This is a genomic window from Pseudomonas sp. DWP3-1-3b3 (assembly GCF_049896305.1).
Taxonomy (GTDB): Bacteria; Pseudomonadota; Gammaproteobacteria; order Pseudomonadales; family Pseudomonadaceae; genus Aquipseudomonas; species Aquipseudomonas azotoformans_A.
On sequence record NZ_JAFCUA010000012.1, the window covers coordinates 72,862 to 89,339 of the forward strand.

The 16,478-nt window shown below is 61.1% G+C and carries 16 protein-coding genes; 5 read left to right on the forward strand and 11 right to left on the reverse strand.

Going from position 1 to position 16,478, the window contains the following annotated elements; all coding sequences use genetic code 11:
• Positions 1 to 52: 52 nt before the first annotated feature.
• Entirely contained in the window at positions 53 to 988 is a 936-nt protein-coding gene (locus tag ACP7BX_RS27070) for a LysR family transcriptional regulator (protein WP_426130748.1), read from the forward strand.
• On the opposite strand, the gene ACP7BX_RS27075 is transcribed toward ACP7BX_RS27070, so the two are convergent.
• Positions 879 to 1,973 carry a fatty acid desaturase gene (locus tag ACP7BX_RS27075; protein ID WP_426130746.1) on the reverse strand — a complete coding sequence of 365 codons (1,095 nt, stop codon included), beginning with the start codon at positions 1,971 to 1,973 and terminating at the stop codon, positions 879 to 881. The genes ACP7BX_RS27070 and ACP7BX_RS27075 overlap by 110 nt on opposite strands.
• A 101-nt stretch (positions 1,974 to 2,074) precedes the next feature.
• Between ACP7BX_RS27075 and ACP7BX_RS27080 the strand changes: the two genes are divergently transcribed.
• Positions 2,075 to 3,079: an AraC family transcriptional regulator gene (locus tag ACP7BX_RS27080; RefSeq protein WP_314524280.1), complete on the forward strand. Its 1,005-nt coding sequence runs from the start codon at positions 2,075 to 2,077 to the stop codon at positions 3,077 to 3,079.
• A 16-nt stretch (positions 3,080 to 3,095) separates the two neighbouring features.
• Here the strand turns inward: ACP7BX_RS27080 and ACP7BX_RS27085 are convergent, their stop codons facing one another.
• Both ACP7BX_RS27085 and ACP7BX_RS27090 read right to left on the reverse strand, forming a co-directional pair.
• On the reverse strand, positions 3,096 to 3,461 hold the full coding sequence (locus ACP7BX_RS27085; RefSeq protein WP_033898890.1) for a response regulator: 366 nt from the start codon (positions 3,459 to 3,461) through the stop codon (positions 3,096 to 3,098).
• Between the two features lie 38 nt (positions 3,462 to 3,499).
• A complete protein-coding gene (locus ACP7BX_RS27090) occupies positions 3,500 to 4,186 on the reverse strand; it encodes a Crp/Fnr family transcriptional regulator (protein WP_314524279.1) in 687 nt (228 codons plus the stop codon).
• 83 nt (positions 4,187 to 4,269) lie between these two features.
• Between ACP7BX_RS27090 and ACP7BX_RS27095 the strand changes: the two genes are divergently transcribed.
• Positions 4,270 to 4,794, forward strand: a complete 525-nt coding sequence (locus ACP7BX_RS27095; protein ID WP_426130743.1) for a DUF962 domain-containing protein — start codon at positions 4,270 to 4,272, stop codon at positions 4,792 to 4,794.
• Between the two features lie 123 nt (positions 4,795 to 4,917).
• Here the strand turns inward: ACP7BX_RS27095 and ACP7BX_RS27100 are convergent, their stop codons facing one another.
• The 6 genes from ACP7BX_RS27100 to dibA form a co-directional block, all read right to left on the reverse strand.
• A complete protein-coding gene (locus ACP7BX_RS27100; RefSeq protein WP_033898897.1) occupies positions 4,918 to 5,898 on the reverse strand; it encodes a sulfate/molybdate ABC transporter ATP-binding protein in 981 nt (326 codons plus the stop codon).
• Between the two features lie 3 nt (positions 5,899 to 5,901).
• Positions 5,902 to 6,774 (reverse strand): sulfate ABC transporter permease subunit CysW, encoded by an 873-nt coding sequence (cysW, locus tag ACP7BX_RS27105; protein WP_010214166.1) that lies wholly within the window; start codon positions 6,772 to 6,774, stop codon positions 5,902 to 5,904.
• Positions 6,775 to 6,787: 13 nt separating this feature from the next.
• Entirely contained in the window at positions 6,788 to 7,606 is an 819-nt protein-coding gene (gene cysT, locus ACP7BX_RS27110) for a sulfate ABC transporter permease subunit CysT (protein WP_016975029.1), read from the reverse strand.
• 77 nt (positions 7,607 to 7,683) lie between these two features.
• Positions 7,684 to 8,694, reverse strand: a complete 1,011-nt coding sequence (locus ACP7BX_RS27115; protein WP_028615255.1) for a sulfate ABC transporter substrate-binding protein — start codon at positions 8,692 to 8,694, stop codon at positions 7,684 to 7,686.
• A gap of 67 nt (positions 8,695 to 8,761) precedes the next feature.
• Positions 8,762 to 8,944, reverse strand: a complete 183-nt coding sequence (gene oscA, locus ACP7BX_RS27120; RefSeq protein ID WP_003170956.1) for a sulfur starvation response protein OscA — start codon at positions 8,942 to 8,944, stop codon at positions 8,762 to 8,764.
• A 297-nt stretch (positions 8,945 to 9,241) separates the two neighbouring features.
• On the reverse strand, positions 9,242 to 11,158 hold the full coding sequence (dibA, locus tag ACP7BX_RS27125; protein ID WP_426130740.1) for a phosphodiesterase DibA: 1,917 nt from the start codon (positions 11,156 to 11,158) through the stop codon (positions 9,242 to 9,244).
• Positions 11,159 to 11,324: 166 nt separating this feature from the next.
• Between dibA and desA the strand changes: the two genes are divergently transcribed.
• Together desA and ACP7BX_RS27135 are read left to right on the forward strand one after the other, a co-directional pair.
• Entirely contained in the window at positions 11,325 to 12,509 is a 1,185-nt protein-coding gene (gene desA, locus ACP7BX_RS27130) for a delta-9 fatty acid desaturase DesA (RefSeq protein ID WP_033898911.1), read from the forward strand.
• A 188-nt stretch (positions 12,510 to 12,697) separates the two neighbouring features.
• Entirely contained in the window at positions 12,698 to 13,699 is a 1,002-nt protein-coding gene (locus tag ACP7BX_RS27135; RefSeq protein ID WP_426130738.1) for a GGDEF domain-containing protein, read from the forward strand.
• Positions 13,700 to 13,701: 2 nt separating this feature from the next.
• On the opposite strand, the gene ACP7BX_RS27140 is transcribed toward ACP7BX_RS27135, so the two are convergent.
• Entirely contained in the window at positions 13,702 to 14,910 is a 1,209-nt protein-coding gene (locus ACP7BX_RS27140) for an HDOD domain-containing protein (protein WP_426130736.1), read from the reverse strand.
• A gap of 139 nt (positions 14,911 to 15,049) precedes the next feature.
• Positions 15,050 to 16,327, reverse strand: coding sequence for a 4-aminobutyrate--2-oxoglutarate transaminase (gene gabT, locus ACP7BX_RS27145; RefSeq protein ID WP_033898922.1), 1,278 nt, complete (start codon positions 16,325 to 16,327; stop codon positions 15,050 to 15,052).
• Positions 16,328 to 16,478: the final 151 nt, after the last annotated feature.

The following is a 16,478-nucleotide window of genomic DNA, read 5'->3' on the forward strand; positions in this document are numbered from 1 at the left end:
AATAAGCAACCCCCTTAAAATCCCGGTTCCCCCAAAGGATGCCGGGCATACCATGGACCTTCGCCAACTGCGCTACTTCATCGCGCTCAACGAGCACCGCAGTTTCGTGCGCGCGGCGGATGCCATGGGCATCACGCAGCCGGCATTCAGCCGCAGCATCCAGGGCCTGGAGCAGGAATTCGGCTGTGTGTTGGTGGACCGCGCGAACAAAGACCTGCGTCCCACCCCGGAAGGCCAGGTGGTGCTGCAACACGCGTTGAGCCTGGTGCAAGGCGCGGCGTTGCTGAGCCATGAAGTCACACGCATGACCAAACTCGACGCCGGCGAAGTGCGCTTCGGTGGCGACGCCGTGGCCGCCGTGAACCTGGTGCCCCAGGCGATGGCGCGCTTTATCTCCACCTACCCCAAGGTGCGCACTGCCTTGCAGGTGGATAACTGGGAAAAACTCGGGCGCAGCCTGAACCGTGAAGAGATTGAATTTTTTATCGCCGACGTGCGTCACTTCGAGGCCGACCCGAACTTTCAGACTCAAGCCCTAGCGCCTCGGCGCAGCGTGTTTTTCTGCCGCGCCGGACACCCGCTGCTGGCCAAGGACAGCCTGTCCACCAACGACTTGTTCGGCTACCCGCTGGCCACGCCACTGATTGCGCCCGGCATTCGCAAACTGCTGGCCAACCTCAGCGGGCGTATCGACTTTGCACCCGCCATCGAGCTTGAACAGTTCGCGGCGCTGGCCACCATTGTGCGGCAATCCGACGCCATCGGCCTGGGTGCCGAGGAGGCTTTCGTCGAGGCATTCGCCAGTGGCCAATTGCAGGTCCTGCATTGGCGCAATCTGCCGCACGCGTTGGACAGCCTCAGCAACCGTTGCGGGGTGATCAGCCGCGCTGGGGTGCGTTTGTCGCCTGCGGCGAAGGCGCTGATCGAAACCCTGCTGGCGGTGGAAAACCCAGCCGGTTGGCCCGCGCAAACGTCCCGAAATCATTGAAGCGCACGCCCATCTCCGCCATCACCTTGTGGGCCACCTTGGCCGTCATCTGACGGATGTAAAACGGTTCCTTCACCACAAAATGGTGGATGCCGTGGGTACTGCCGAAGTTGAAGCAGAACGCCTGCAACGGCCACATCCACCAGGGGTTCAATACCTGGGTCTGCTGGATCACATTGCCCAGTTCCACATCGCCGTAGTAGTGCATGTTGGAGCTGACAAAGTGCAGGCAAAAGGTGCGCAACACGTTAGGGCCGATGATCACCACGGCGGCGATATCGATCACCTGCATCATCTGCAAGGTGCCGGCTGACCATGCGATGGGCGCACCGAGCAGACTGGCAATGCCGTTGGCCGCATGATAGCCGAGGAACACATACCACGCGCCCCAATGCAGCAGCGCCAGCGGCGCATACACCAGCAGCGAGCGCTTGAGGATCGCCAGTTTATGCTTCCAGGTCTTGGCCCGCAGGATGCGGATGAAGGCCGACATGACGTTATCCCCAACCATCAACAACCGCGCAAAGCCCCAGGGCTCACCGTTGGTAATGGCGCGCTCTTCCATATCGGTCTCGGTGCCGGAGACCTTGTGATGGTTGAGATGCAGGTGCCGGCGCACCCACGGGTTTATGGTGCTCGGCCGCGCCAGCCACACCAGGCCCATCATCAGGTTATGGGGCAGGCGCTGCTTGCGAAAGTACATGCTGTGGATCAGGTCGTGTTCCAGCTCGTGGGTCAGTGAAGCCAGGAACGCGTTCAACAACAAGCACACCCACCAGGCCATATGGCCCGTGATATAGAGCGCCGCCGAGCCCAGCATGCCGAGCAGCGCAAACGCCAGGATGCCCGCGCCCAACGCATCCTGATGCAGCAACCAAGGGTGTTGCTGGCGCAGGCGCACGCCTTCGGCCAGCACCACTTCACGGATATGCGCCGAACGCTGTTGTGCGTTCATCTGTTGGGGACTTGCAGAAGTACCGTCCATGCTCCCATCCTCTTGCTTATTGAGGCTCACATCCTGCCCCAAGCGCTCAATCAGGATGCTAGCCCCGGACGCCAACCTGTTGACCGCAAGCGCCAATCGTCATGACCGAACCCACTTCCCTCGCCAGCTGGACCCGCGCCCTGCGCAAGCAGCTCGATGCCCTGGGCCTCGACAGCGCCGGGTTGTGCCTGCAAGCCGGGCTCGACCCACAGCAGATGGACGATCCCAACGCGCGCTACCCGCTGTCGGCCACCACGCGTCTGTGGGAATTGGCGGTGCAGGCCAGTGGTGATCCGGCGATTGGGCTGCGGGTGTCGCGATTTGTCAGCCCCACCACCTTTCATGCGCTGGGGTATGCGCTGGTGGCCAGTGGCAGCTTGCGGGAAGTATTCGAGCGCATCGTGCGTTATCACCAGGTGGTCAGTGATGCCCTGACGCTGGAGCTGAGTCGCGAGGGTGAGCGTTATCGCTTTCGCCTGCTGCAACCGCCGGACAGCCCGGCACCGGCGTTCGAGGCCATCGATGCGTTTGCGGCGATCTATGTGCGTACCTGCCGCAATCGCCTGGGCCGCGACTATGCGCCACTGGCCGTGTACTTGCGGCGCCCGGAGCCACTCGATCCAAAGCCCTGGCATACGGTGTTTCGCGCGCCGATGTTTTTCGGCGCTGAAGAGGACCGCCTGGAGTTCGCCGCCCAGGATTTCGACAGCCACCTGGACGATGCCAACCCCGAACTGGCCGAACATAACGAAACCGTGCTCAAGCGCACCCTCGCCCAACTGCAACCGCTGACGTGGGAGCGCAAGGTCCGCCGCGTGATCGAAGCGCAGTTGCCCGATGGCGAGCCGAGCGCCGAGCGCGTCGCCCAGGCGCTGCACCTGAGCCTGCGCAGCTTGCAGCGGCACCTGGCGGATGAGGGGTGCCGATTTGATGCGCTGCTCAATGAGTGCCGTGAGAACCTGGCGCTGCTGCACCTGCGTGACCCGCAGTGCTCACTGGCGGAAATCAGCCATCTGCTCGGTTTTGCAGATACCAGCAGCTTTAACCGTGCGTTCAAGCGCTGGACGGGGATGACGCCGGGGCAGTTTCGGGATGGGTTGCGATAGCGATCGCTCAAACAACTCAGCGCCCGCGATCACGCCGCAACAATTTCTTTACCCGCACAACAAGAACCTTGGCTTCGAAGGGTTTGAGCAAATAGTCTTCCTCATGCAGTTCCAACCCGCGCAGGCGGTCTTCAATACCCCCAGGGGTCGTCAGGAACAACATCGGCGTCTTGCCCTTCAAGCGAATCGCCTGCTGCAACTTCCAGGCATTCAATCCCGGCAACATCACATCCAGGATCACCAGGTCGTATTCGGTGCTTTCCACCAGCCGCAACGCCGCCATGCCATTGGCCGCCACTTCCACGGTGTAACCGGCTTCGTTCAGGCCCCAGGCCATCCGCTGTGCCTCGTCGGACTCATGTTCCACTAACAGCACGCGCATAACACACCTCGATTGATCAGGCGTGCAGGCTAACACCCTCAGGTGTGCCCCGCCTCCCGCAGCCGATGCGCGTCGAGGATTTCGATCTCGCCGTACCCCAAACGCACGATGCCCTGGGCTTGCAGGTCCTTGAGCAAGGCGTTGGTGGTCTGACGCGACAGGCTCAACATTGCCGCCAGATCTTCCTGGGGCAATTGCAGCACGCGTTTTGAATGGTCGATATCGCCGTAGCCCTCGACGATCATCAACAATCGATGGGCCAACCTGACCGAGGCCGGCATCAGGCTGAGTTGTTCGAGGCCGATAAAACTCAGGCGCAATTTCTGGCTCATCAGCAAGGCCAGGTCACGCCAGTACCGGGGATTTTCATCCAGGATGTTCAGTAGCGCCTGCTGCGGCACTTGCAACAATGTGCACGGCCCGACGGCGCAGGCGTCGTGGGTGCGTGGCAGACCGTCGAACAGGCAGATTTCACCGAACCAGTAGGGCGACTCGACCAGGCTGAGGATGGCTTCTTTGCCCTGCTCATTCACCGCACTGACCCGCAGGCTGCCGTCGAGTACCGCATACAAACCACATGGCGGATCACCCCGCTTGAACAGGTACTGCCCAGCCGTAAGCTGCCGCAGCCGGGCATGGGCCAGCAAGCTATGCTGAAAAGGTCCCGGCAGGCGGCTGAACCAATGACCGGTGGCCAACCGCGCGTGCCATTGCTCTGCGTCCATGAGAACTCCGAAGATTGTCGCCCAGCTGACAGTTCGCCACCGGGTGACAGGGCATGATCAAGCATCCTACAGGAGGAACAACAATGAAAAGCCTCGTCGACCACCTCAGTCAATACGCTGCCTACCACCGCGACCCACGCAACATCGCCAGCCACTTTATCGGCATTCCGCTGATTGTCGTCGCGGTGGCCGTGCTGCTGTCACGCCCGGAGTGGGCCGCAGGTGGCGTGTGGATCTCACCGGCCGTTCTGCTCGCGCTGTTTTCGGCATGGTTTTACCTGCGCCTCGAACTGGCGCTGGGCGTGCTGATGACGGTGTTGATAGGCTTGTCGGTGTGGGCCGGGCATGTGCTGGCGGCGCAGAGCACATTAGTGTGGCTGAGCAGCGGTATCGGCATGTTCGTTGTGGGCTGGGTGATTCAGTTTGTCGGGCATTACTACGAAGGCAGGAAACCGGCGTTTGTGGATGATGTGTCGGGGCTGATCGTCGGGCCGCTGTTTGTGGTGGCGGAGTTGGCGTTTTTGCTGGGGTTGCGGCAGGGGCTCAAGCAGCAGATTGAAGAACGCTCCGGGCCGGTGGCCATCAGAGAAAAACGCGTCACGGTCTGAAAGTTAATAGAGATCCAATGTGGGAGCCGGGCTTGCCCGCGATAGCATCACCTCGGTCTAACAGTCATACCGAGGTGTTGCTATCGCAGGCAAGCCAGCTCCCACATTGATCTCCATGGGTACTTAGGCTTTTTGCCAAACCTTGGGCTTGAAGAACAGCGTCTCGCCCCGGGCCAGGCCGGTCAGGCTGTCGTGGTCTTTCACCACTTCGGCTTCGATCAACTCGTTCTGGCCTTCGACCTTCAAGGTCACACGCGTGGTCGCGCCCAGCGGGCGGATGTCACGCACTTCGGCCGCGTGATGGTCTTCCAGCTCATGCCGCGACAGCGACACTTCATGCGGGCGAAACAGTACGTGTTTGTCTTCACCCAAGTGCAAGCGGTTCGAATCACCCAGGAAGTGATAGACGAAATCGCTGGCCGGGTTTTCGTAGACGTCACCCGGTGAACCGATCTGCTCGATCACGCCCTTGTTCATCACCACGATGCGGTCGGCGACTTCCATGGCCTCTTCTTGGTCGTGAGTCACGAACACCGAGGTCAGGTTGATGTCTTCGTGCAGACGCGCCAGCCAGCGGCGCAGTTCTTTACGCACCTTGGCGTCGAGGGCGCCGAAGGGTTCGTCGAGCAGTAGCACTTTGGGTTCCACCGCCAGGGCACGGGCCAGGGCGATACGTTGGCGCTGACCACCGGACAGCTGCTCCGGGTAGCGATCCGACAACCAATCCAGCTGCACCATGTTCAACAGCTCATGCACCTTGACCGCAATCTGGCTTTCGCTCGGGCGCTGGTTCTTAGGCTTCATGCGCAGGCCGAATGCCACGTTGTCGAACACGGTCATGTGGCGAAACAGCGCGTAGTGCTGGAACACAAAGCCGACGTTGCGATCACGCACGTCGTGGCCGGAGACGTCTTCACCGTGGAACACGATGCTGCCGTCATCCGGGGTTTCCAGGCCGGCGATGATGCGCAGCAAGGTGGTCTTGCCGCAGCCGGACGGGCCGAGCAAGGCCACCAGCTCGCCACTCTGGATGTCCAGGTTGATGCTGTTCAGGGCCTTGAAGGCGTTGAAGTTCTTGCTGACATTACGGACTTCGATCGACATGACTTATTCCTCAGCCGCACCGGCGCGCAGGCGGTTTATACGGTTCTCGCTCCACTGCTTGAGCAGCAGGATGAAGAGCGCCAGGATCAGCAACAGACTCGCCACCGCAAACGCGGCAACGTGGTTGTATTCGTTGTAGAGAATCTCGACATGCAGCGGCAAGGTGTTGGTCACGCCGCGAATGTGGCCGGACACCACCGACACCGCGCCGAACTCACCCATGGCCCGCGCGGTACACAGCACCACGCCGTAGATCAAACCCCATTTGATGTTCGGCACGGTCACATGCCAGAACATCTGCCAGCCATTGGCACCGAGCAGGCGCGCGGCCTCTTCTTCCTGGGTGCCCTGCTCCTGCATCAGCGGGATCAGCTCACGGGCCACGAAGGGCACGGTGACGAAGATGGTTGCCAGCACAATGCCGGGCAAGGCGAACACGATCTGGATGTCATGGTCCTGCAGCCACGGGCCAAAGAAACCCTGGGCGCCGAACATCAGCACATAGACCAGGCCGGCGATCACCGGCGACACCGAGAACGGCAAATCGATGAGCGTCACCAGGATGCTTTTGCCACGGAACGAGTACTTGCTCACGCACCACGCGGCGCTGACGCCGAACACCAGGTTGAGCGGCACCGAAATCACCACGGCGATCACCGTGAGTTTCAGCGCCGACAACGCGTCGGGCTCAAGGATCGCGGTAAAAAACGCGCCGAGGCCATTCTTCAAGCCCTGGGTCACTACGATAAACAGCGGCAACAGTAAAAACAGCGCAAACACCAGCCAGCCAAGGCCGATCAGGATACGTCGCGATGCAGCACTGCCACGACGGGCGGCGTTGGCCGAGGACGCGGCGGAAATAGACGATTGGGACATGTTCCGCGCCTCCTTATGGACGTTCGATGCGCCGCTGCAACAAGTTGATCAGCAGCAGCAGGACAAAGGAAACCACCAGCATCAGCACGCCGATGGACGTGGCGCCGCGGTAGTCGTATTGGTCGAGCTTGACCATGATCAGCAGCGGCAGGATCTCGGTTTTCATCGGCATGTTGCCAGCGATGAAGATCACCGAACCGTACTCACCGACGCCACGGGCAAACGCCAGGGCGAAACCGGTCAACCAGGCCGGCAGCAACGCGGGCACCAGGATGTGACGGAACACCTGCAACGGCTTGGCGCCCAGGCAGGCGGCGGCTTCTTCGACTTCCCGGGGGATATCGGCCAGTACCGGCTGCACCGTGCGCACCACGAACGGCAGCGTGACAAAGGTCAGCGCCAGGGTGATACCCAACGGGGTGTAGGCGATCTTGAAGCCCAGGTCGGCGGCGAACTGGCCAACCAGGCCGTTAGGCGTGTACAGCGCCGTCAGTGCGATACCGGCGACAGCGGTGGGCAAGGCGAATGGCAGGTCGATCATCGCATCGATGACCTTGCGGCCGGGGAAGGTATAGCGCACCAGCACCCAGGCCAGCAGCGTACCGATCACGCCGTTGATCAACGCGGCGTACAGCGCGGTGCTGAAGCTCAGTTGCAACGCCGCCAGCACGCGTGGTGCGGAGATGATGTTCCAGAACTGATCCCAGGTGAGTTGAGCGGCGTGTACAAACATCGCCGCGAGGGGGATGAGTACGATCAGGCTGAGGTACACCACGGTGTAGCCCAGCGTCAGCCCGAAGCCGGGTATGACGGGGGAGATACGACGCGACATAAGAGTCCTTGGTTAAGGGAACTGACACACAAAACCCGCAGGTGAATGCGGGCTCCGTGGGCGGGTTGTTGCTCGGCTTACTGCGCGGTGTAAATCTGGTCGAACACGCCACCGTCGTTAAAGAATTTCGGTTGGGCAGTTTTCCAGCCGCCGAAGTCTTTGTCGATAGTCACCAGGTCCAGTTTCGGGAACTGCTGGGCGTATTTGGCGGCCACTTTCGCATCGCGTGGGCGGTAGAAGTTCTTCGCCGCAATCTCCTGGCCAGCCGGGCTGTACAGGTGTTTCAGGTATTCAGTGGCGATTTCGGTGTTGCCCTTTTTCTCGGCGTTCTTGTCGACCACGGCCACTGGCGGCTCCGCGAGGATCGACAGGGACGGCACGACGATATCGAACTTGTCGGCGCCGCCGTCTTCCTTCAACGCCAGGAACGCTTCGTTTTCCCAGGCCAGCAACACGTCACCCTGACCGTTGTTGACGAAAGTGATGGTTGAACCGCGAGCACCGGTGTCCAGCACAGGTACGTGCTTGAACAGTTCTTTCACGTATTCCTGGGCCTTGGCTTCGCTGCCACCGGTTTTCAGGCCGTAGGCCCAGGCGGCGAGGAAGTTCCAGCGGGCGCCGCCGGACGTTTTCGGGTTCGGGGTGATCACGGACACGTCTTTCTTGATCAGGTCGCCCCAATCCTTGATGCCTTTAGGGTTGCCCTTGCGCACCAGGAACACGATGGTCGAGGTGTACGGGGTGCTGGCGTCCGGCAGGCGGGTCTGCCAGTTTTCCGGCAGGGTCTTGCCCAGCTTGGCGATTTCGTCGATGTCACCGGCCAGGGCCAGGGTGACCACGTCGGCGCGCAGGCCGTCGATCACCGCGCGGCCTTGTTTGCCCGACCCCCCGTGGGATTGCTGGATCTTGACGTTGTCGCCGGGGTGGGACTGTTTCCAGAAATTGGTGAACTCAGCGTTGTAGTCCTGGTACAGCTCACGGGTCGGGTCGTACGAGACGTTGAGCAACTCGTAGTCCTTGGCAACGGCGGAACCTGCAAACACGGCGCTGGCCAGGGCGGCCAGGGCATAACGGCGAATCGACGACATAGAAGCTCCTGAAAATTCTGGGGTGTTGGCTTTTTCTTATTAAGTGCGGGTCTATCGCCGTCAGTGCTTAGCTCGGTTTGTTACCCGGGTTCTGCAAACGGAATTTTTCTTTGCGTTCGATCTGTACCACTTGCGCGTTGTGCACAGTGATTTCCACCGCGCCAAACCGCAGATCGCGCAAGGCGCTCTGGATCTCACGCAAAATGGCTGCTTCGTCCTGGCCGTCGACGCTACGTAGAGATGCGCTCATGGTCTCGCTCCTGAAATGAATAGTGCCTCGCAGTGGCGGCACTGCTTGCGGCGTGAGAGCGATAGTAGATAAGCGCGGATATTCTTAAAAATACTATTTAAGAATGTTTATATAACCAGAAAGAATTTTCTGGTGGGGCGTGGGGTTGCAACAGCTTTCAGCTCGAAAATACTTCTTTATGGGTGCCACTGAACCCTGTGGGAGCCGGGCTTGCCCGCGATGACGGTGTGCCAGCCAACATCATTGTCGACTGACAATCCGCCGTCGCGGGCAAGCCCGGCTCCCACATTGATCGCGTTATGCCTGTCCGATTACGGGGGCCCGCGACCAATCAATTTCCTGCGCCGGCATCGGCCGGCCAAACCAATACCCCTGCCCCATATCGCAATCCTGATCCAACAGAAACCGCGCCTGTTCAACCTGCTCGATCCCCTCGGCATGCACCTGCATGCCCATGCTTTTAGCCAGGGCGATCACCACGCGCACGATGGCCGCGTCATCTTCGTCCCAGGGCAGCCCGGCAACAAAGCCCTGGTCGATCTTGAGCTTCTGCACCGGCAGGCGCTTAAGGCGCAGAAGCGACGAATAACCCGTACCAAAATCATCGATGGCCAGGCGCAAACCCAACTCCCGGAGACGGTGCATCTGCTCCAGCGCGACCTCCGGGTCTTCCATCACCGCGCTCTCGGTGACCTCCAACTCCAGGAAGGCCGGATCCAGGCCCGTGTCATGCAGCACCTGGGCGACCTGTTCATACAGCTCACGCCGCGCAAACAGGCGGCTGGACACATTGATGGCGATAAAACTCAGCGGGGCGCCATCAGCCAGCCATTGGCACATCTGCCGACACGCCTGGTCCATCACCCACGCATCGATCTCGGCAATCAACCCGGTGCGCTCGGCGATCGGGATAAATTCCCCCGGCGGCACCAGGCCGCGCTCCGGGTGCTGCCAGCGCACCAGCGCTTCGACGCCGATCAGACGGCTGCTGTGCAGGTCGTGCACGGGTTGGTAATAGACGCAGAGCTCCTGCTGTTCGAGGGCGCGGCGCAGCTCGCTGGCGACTTCCACGCGATTCTGCGCGTGGGCGGTCAGCTCCTCGGTGTACAAGGCGTAGCCTTCGCGCCCGGCGCTCTTGGCCTTGAACAGCGCGGAATCGGCGTTACGCAGCAACTGCTCGGCGCTCAGCGCGTCGTTGGGGAACAGGCTGATCCCGATACTGGCGCTGATAAACAGCTGGTGGCCGTCGAAGATGAAGGGCTGTTTCATCGCGTCCAGCATGCGCTGCGCCAGGCCCGCCGCCTGGGCCACCTGTGGACAACTTTCCGCCAGCACCGCGAACTCATCTCCCCCCAGGCGCGCAAGCGTCACGCCAGGGCCAAACAGCGCCTTGAGGCGTTCACCCACCAGCTTGAGCAACTGGTCACCGACGTTATGGCCCAGACTGTCGTTGATGATCTTGAAGTGGTCCAGGTCCAACAACAGCAGGGCACAGCCGCGTTTGTGGATCTGTGCCGAGGCCAGCGCCTGCTCGGCGCGGTCGGTGAACAGCAGGCGGTTGGGCAGGTCGGTCAGCGGATCGTGGTGCGCGAGGTGGGCCAGTTCGTGCTCGGAGTCCTTGATGGCGCTGATGTCGGAAAACACCGCGACGTAATGGCTGACCTGGCCCTGGTCATCGTGAATCACCCGAATGGTTTGCCACTGTGGATAAATCTCACCGCTTTTGCGGCGGTTCCAGATTTCACCGCTCCATTCGCCGGTGCGCTCCAGGCTTTGGAACATCTGTTGATAGAAATTCGACGAATGGCGACCGGACTTGAACAGGCTGGGCTGATGCCCCATGACGTCTTCGCGGCTGTAGCCGGTGATTTCCATGAACGCCCGATTGACGTGCACGATCAGCCCCTGTGCATCCGTCACCAACACGCCTTCGCGGGTGCAATCGAACACGGCAGCGGCCTGGCGCAGGCGTTCGCGGTTCTCTTTCAGGGGCTGTTGCAACTGATGGGCCCGGGCAAACCGGGCGCAGATCAGGTAGATCGCCAGGGCGCTGAGCGCCACCCACACATAGCCGCGCACCTGCAGCCAGTGGTTCAGCTCACTCGGGTTATCGAGAAACTCGATCAATAGGCGCTGGGTTACGCCGATCCACAGAACGGAAACCAGCAGGTATACCAGCCCCGCACGCAGGGCACCTCGGTATGAAAACAGCATATGGTCAGTAATCCTTACCAAAAAAACAGAATCGCCCTACAAAGGCTGCGGATTATAGAATAAGAAACATCCAGTCACTCCTATCTGAAAGGGCGGCTGGTTTTCTCTGTAGGCTTAGTGATAATGCGTGAGCTGTTCTTTTCTTTATCTGAGGGCCATACAGCCTATGTGGTACAACGGTTTTCTTGACCTGTCAGCCTGGCAACTGGTGGCGGTCACTCTGTTGATGACCCACGTGACCATCGTTGCGGTCACAGTCTATCTGCATCGCTATTCAGCCCATCGCTCCCTGGAGCTCAATGCCGGCCTGAAACACTTTTTCCGCTTCTGGCTGTGGTTGACCACGGCGCAGAACACCCGCGAGTGGACCGCCATCCACCGCAAGCACCACGCCAAGTGCGAAACCGTCGACGACCCGCACAGCCCGGTCATCAAGGGCCTGTCCACCGTGATGCGCAAAGGCGCCGAGCTGTACCGCGCCGAGGCCGAAAACCCCGAGACTTTGCGCATCTACGGCAAGAACTGCCCGGAAGACTGGATCGAACGTAAAATTTACACGCCCTACCCGCTGCTGGGCGTGGCAATCATGGGCGTGATCGACCTGCTGCTGTTCGGCACCATCGGCATTACCATCTGGGCGATCCAGATGATGTGGATTCCGTTCTGGGCCGCTGGCGTGATCAACGGCCTGGGCCATGCCGTGGGCTATCGCAACTTCGAATGCCGTGACGCGGCGACCAACCTGGTGCCGTGGGGCATCATCGTCGGTGGCGAAGAGCTGCATAACAACCATCACACCTACCCCAACTCCGCCAAGCTGTCGGTGAAGAAGTGGGAGTTCGACATGGGCTGGGCCTGGATCAAGGTCTTCAGCTTCTTGCGCCTGGCCAAGGTGCAACGCGTCGCGCCCATCGCCCACCGCGTGGAAGGCAAAGGCCATTTGGACATGGACACCGCCATGGCGATCCTCAACAACCGCTTCCAGATCATGGCCCAGTACCGCAAGTTGGTTATCGGCCCACTGGTCAAGCAGGAGCTGGAAAAGGTCGATCACTCCGTTCGCCACCAATTTCACCGTGCCAAGCGCCTGCTGTCGCGGGAAACCAGTTTGTTGGATGACCGCCACCACGTGCGTATCCAGAGCATGCTGGAACACAGCCAAGCGCTGAAAGTGATCTACGAAAAGCGCCTGGCGCTGCAGCAGATCTGGCTCAAGACCAGTTCCAATGGCCACGATATGCTCGCGGCGATCAAGGAATGGGTGCATGAGGCCGAGGCCAGCGGCATCCAGTCCCTGCGGGATTTTGCTCACCAATTGAAGACCTATTCGCTGCGTCCTGCGGCAGTCTGATGGTGCGGTGGGAGGGCTTGCTCTCCCACCTATCGGCTTTTTGGCGTCATTTACCGGGCACCGGCAATCGGTCCTGTTGACGGAACTTCACTGCAATTCCCCTCTCTCAATGAACACTTCGCCATCATGGTGGCCCCTTGTAGTGACCGCTGCTCCAGCCTGCGGCGCGCCCAGAGAGAGTTGTGCCGATGGTTCACGAAAATCCCTACTTGCCCGATCCGCCCACCGCTGAACATCCGCGTCCGGCTGCCGCCGCGACCCTGTTGGCGCTGGTGCATGCCCAGGGTGAAGTCGAGCGGTTGAGCGAGCGTGAGCAGCTGTTGAGTTCGATGCTGGTAAGCGTGAACGCCGTGCTATGGGCCATCGATTGGGAAACTCGCCGTGTGCTGTATGTGAGCCCGGCCTATGAACGCGTTTTCGGCCGTCCCGCGGGCCTGCTGCTGGCCGACCATCGTGAATGGCGCAACAGCATTCACCCCGAAGACCTCGACTACGCCGAGCACAGCCTGGCCCGCGTGCTGGAACAAGGCGCCGTGGAGGACCGCGAGTACCGCATCATCACCGCCGATGGGCAGATCCGCTGGCTGAGCGACAAGTGCTACATCAACCAGCAGGTCGAGCCCGGCGAACCGTTGATCGTGGTGGGCATGGCCGAAGACATCACCGAGAAGAAACAACTGGAGCTGGAGTTGCACCGCCTGGCCACCACCGATGTGTTGACCCAGAGCAGCAACCGCCGGCACTTCTTCGAATGCGCCAACCAGGCCTTCGATACGGCCTGTGCCCAAGGTGCGCCGCTGGCCTTCCTGCTGCTGGACATCGACGACTTCAAGGACGTCAACGACAGCTATGGCCACCTGGAAGGCGACCAAGTGTTGCGCCGTATCGCCGAGAGCGGTCGCGGGGTATTACGTCGTGGCGACCTGTTCGGGCGCATTGGTGGCGAAGAGTTCGCAGCCGTCCTGCCCGGCTGCGCGCCGGAGATGGCCCTGCAAGTGGCGGAGCGGCTGGGCAGGGAGATTCAGGAACTGAGTTTCAGCTATGAAGGCCAGGCGTTCAGCGTGACCATCAGTCAGGGCCTGGCCAGCCTCACGGAGCAAGACTCGACCCTGGACAGCCTTTTTGCCCGCGCCGATGCGGCGATGTACGAGGCTAAGCGCCTGGGCAAAAATCGCGTCGTTGCGGGCTGACGCTACGCCTTGCGGATCCGCGTCAGCTCCGCCAAGCCGACCTTGAGCAATCGCGCAGTCTTGCCCCTGGCCAGCTCTTCCAAGCCCTCATGTTCCGTCAAACGCGCCATCTGCGCCGCCAGGTTCACCACCAATGCATCCCTGGCATACACACCGCCCTCCAACGAATAAATCGCCGCGATCAATTGGCGCAGTTCCAGCGGCAAACGCCAACGCGCGCGCAGTGCCGAACCGTAGGCGGCGCCGAAGGTGTAGAGCGATTCACCAATCGCTTCGTCATCCAATGCACCGCCGCCCTGGCGCCAGTCTTCCAGGCAGCGCAACAGCGCCAGGTCACCGAGCCGATGGAGGATAGCGGCGCTGTAACAGCGTTCGTGGTCCAGCTCGAGCATGCGCGCCAACCGTCGAGCGTAGTCAGCGGTGTCCTGGGACAATTGCCAGTGGCGCTCGGCATAGGCCACCAGGGCCGGGTCGCCCAGCACCACGTTGTGTTTGAGCGCCAGGCCAAGAATCAGGTTCATGCTTTGCCCAGGCACCAGCTTTTGCAAGGCAGCAGGCAGGGTTTGCACGGGGTTGCCGTGATGGCCGGCGCTGTTGGCTGCGGCGATCAGCACGGCGGTGATTTGCGGATCCATGCGCACCCGGTCATCCAGGCGCTTGAGGTCCAGGCCTTCGGGCCCGAGGCTGTGTTGCACGGCGGCTTTCACATCGACGCGCAAGGGTGAGCCATCGGACGCTTCGCGGCGGCGCTCAAGGAACACCGGCAAGGTTATGCCCGGTGACAGCGGCGCAATCTCGCAGTACACCGTTTCGCCTTCATTGAGCAGCAGGTCTTGCAGGCGCTGGGTCAGCCCTTCCATGTTCAGAGGTTTGGTCAGGTACGCCGTGGGCGCCAGAGGCAAGGCTTCGCGCACGCTGGCGCTGTCATTGCGACTGCTCAGCAGAATGAACGGCAGCGCAGGCGAGCGGCGCTTCTGGCGCACATTACGCAGCAGGCTCAAGCCGTCAATGCCCGGCAGCTCCCAATCGGCCAGGATCAGGTCGTAGGCTTTCTCTCGCAACAACGTCGCCGCCTGTTGACCATCGGCACACACATCCAGCCGCGCGTCGCAGCGCACATTCAACAACACTTGCTTGAGCAGGTCCCGCGACCAAGGGTCCGCCTCGGCAATCAACACGCGGGGTACAGCGGGTAAATCAACAGCAGTCATCCAGCACGCTCCATCGGCAATGCTTGCACCTTAGACAATGCAGGCGCCTACGTACAATGAACACGGCCTGAATGTGCGGCAATGGGCATAAAAAAACCCGCCGAAGCGGGTTTTTCCTGTCGATCAGGTCAGCCTCCGCTTACAGCTCGGAGAAGCACTCTTCGATGATCGCCAGGCCTTTGTCCAACTGCTCGTCCGGCGAGGTCAGCGGGACCAGCACGCGCAACACGTTGCCGTAGGTGCCGCAGCTCAGCAGGATCAGGCCCTTGTCACGCGCCTTCGCCACCACGGCGGCAACGGCAGCGGCGTTTGGTTTGTGGCTGTCGCCACCTTCGAACAGCTCGACCGCGATCATCGCGCCCAAAGCCCGCACTTCGCCAATCACCGGGTACTTGGCCTGGATAGCCTTGAGGCCAGTGACCAAACGCTCGCCGACAGCCTTGCAGCGGTCCAGCAGGTGCTCTTCTTCGAACACTTCCATCACGGCCAGGGCTGCGGCGCAAGCGATCGGGCTACCGGCATAGGTGCCGCCCAGGCCGCCTGGCGCGATAGCGTCCATGTACTCGGCCTTGCCGCACACACCGGCCAGCGGGAAGCCGCCAGCGATGGACTTGGCGAAGGTGGTCAGGTCGGCAGCAACACCCATTTGTTCCATCGCGAAGAAAGTACCGGTACGGCCGGCACCGGTTTGCACTTCGTCAGCGATCAGCAGGATGCCGTGCTTGTCGCACAGTTCACGCAGGCGCTTCATGAAGGATTTAGGCGCGACGTAGAAACCGCCTTCGCCCTGCACCGGCTCGATGATGATGGCAGCGATATCACGCGGCTCGGCATCGTTCTTGAAGATGCGTTCGATGCTGGCGATGGAATCGTCGTCGCTCACACCGTGCAGTTCGTTCGGGAACAGCGCGCGGAACACGCCGCCTGGCATCAGGCCCATGCCAGCCGAGTAAGGCACGACTTTACCGGTGAGGCCCAGGGTCATCATGGTGCGGCCGTGGTAGGCGCCAGTGAAGGCGATCACGCCAGCGCGGCCAGTGGCGGCACGGGCGATTTTCACGGCGTTTTCGACGGCTTCGGAACCGGTGGTGACCAGCAGGGTTTTCTTGGCGAAATCACCTGGGACCTTGGCGTTGATTTTTTCGCACAGTTCCACGTAAGGCTCGTAGGCCAGTACCTGGAAGCAGGTGTGCGTCAGCTTGTTCAGTTGCTCGGTCACGGCCGCGATGATTTTCGGGTGCACGTGGCCGGTGTTCAGCACGGCGATACCGCCGGCGAAGTCGATGAACTCGCGACCTTCAACGTCGGTCACGGTGGCGTTCTTCGCGGATTCGGCGAAGATCGGGTGAATCTGGCCAACACCGCGGGGTACAGCGGCTTCGCGGCGTTTCATCAGGGATGCGTTGGTCTTGCTCATAAAGTCCTCATTCGCCACTCATCGGGTGGCGTGGTCCAAGGAATACGTGGCGGGGAGGCAACTGCGGCAGCATGCGATGATCGACTGCCACAGCGTTCCCGGCCACTACGAATAACGGGGTGAAACACGCAAAGGGTCAGCGCTCTCGTGC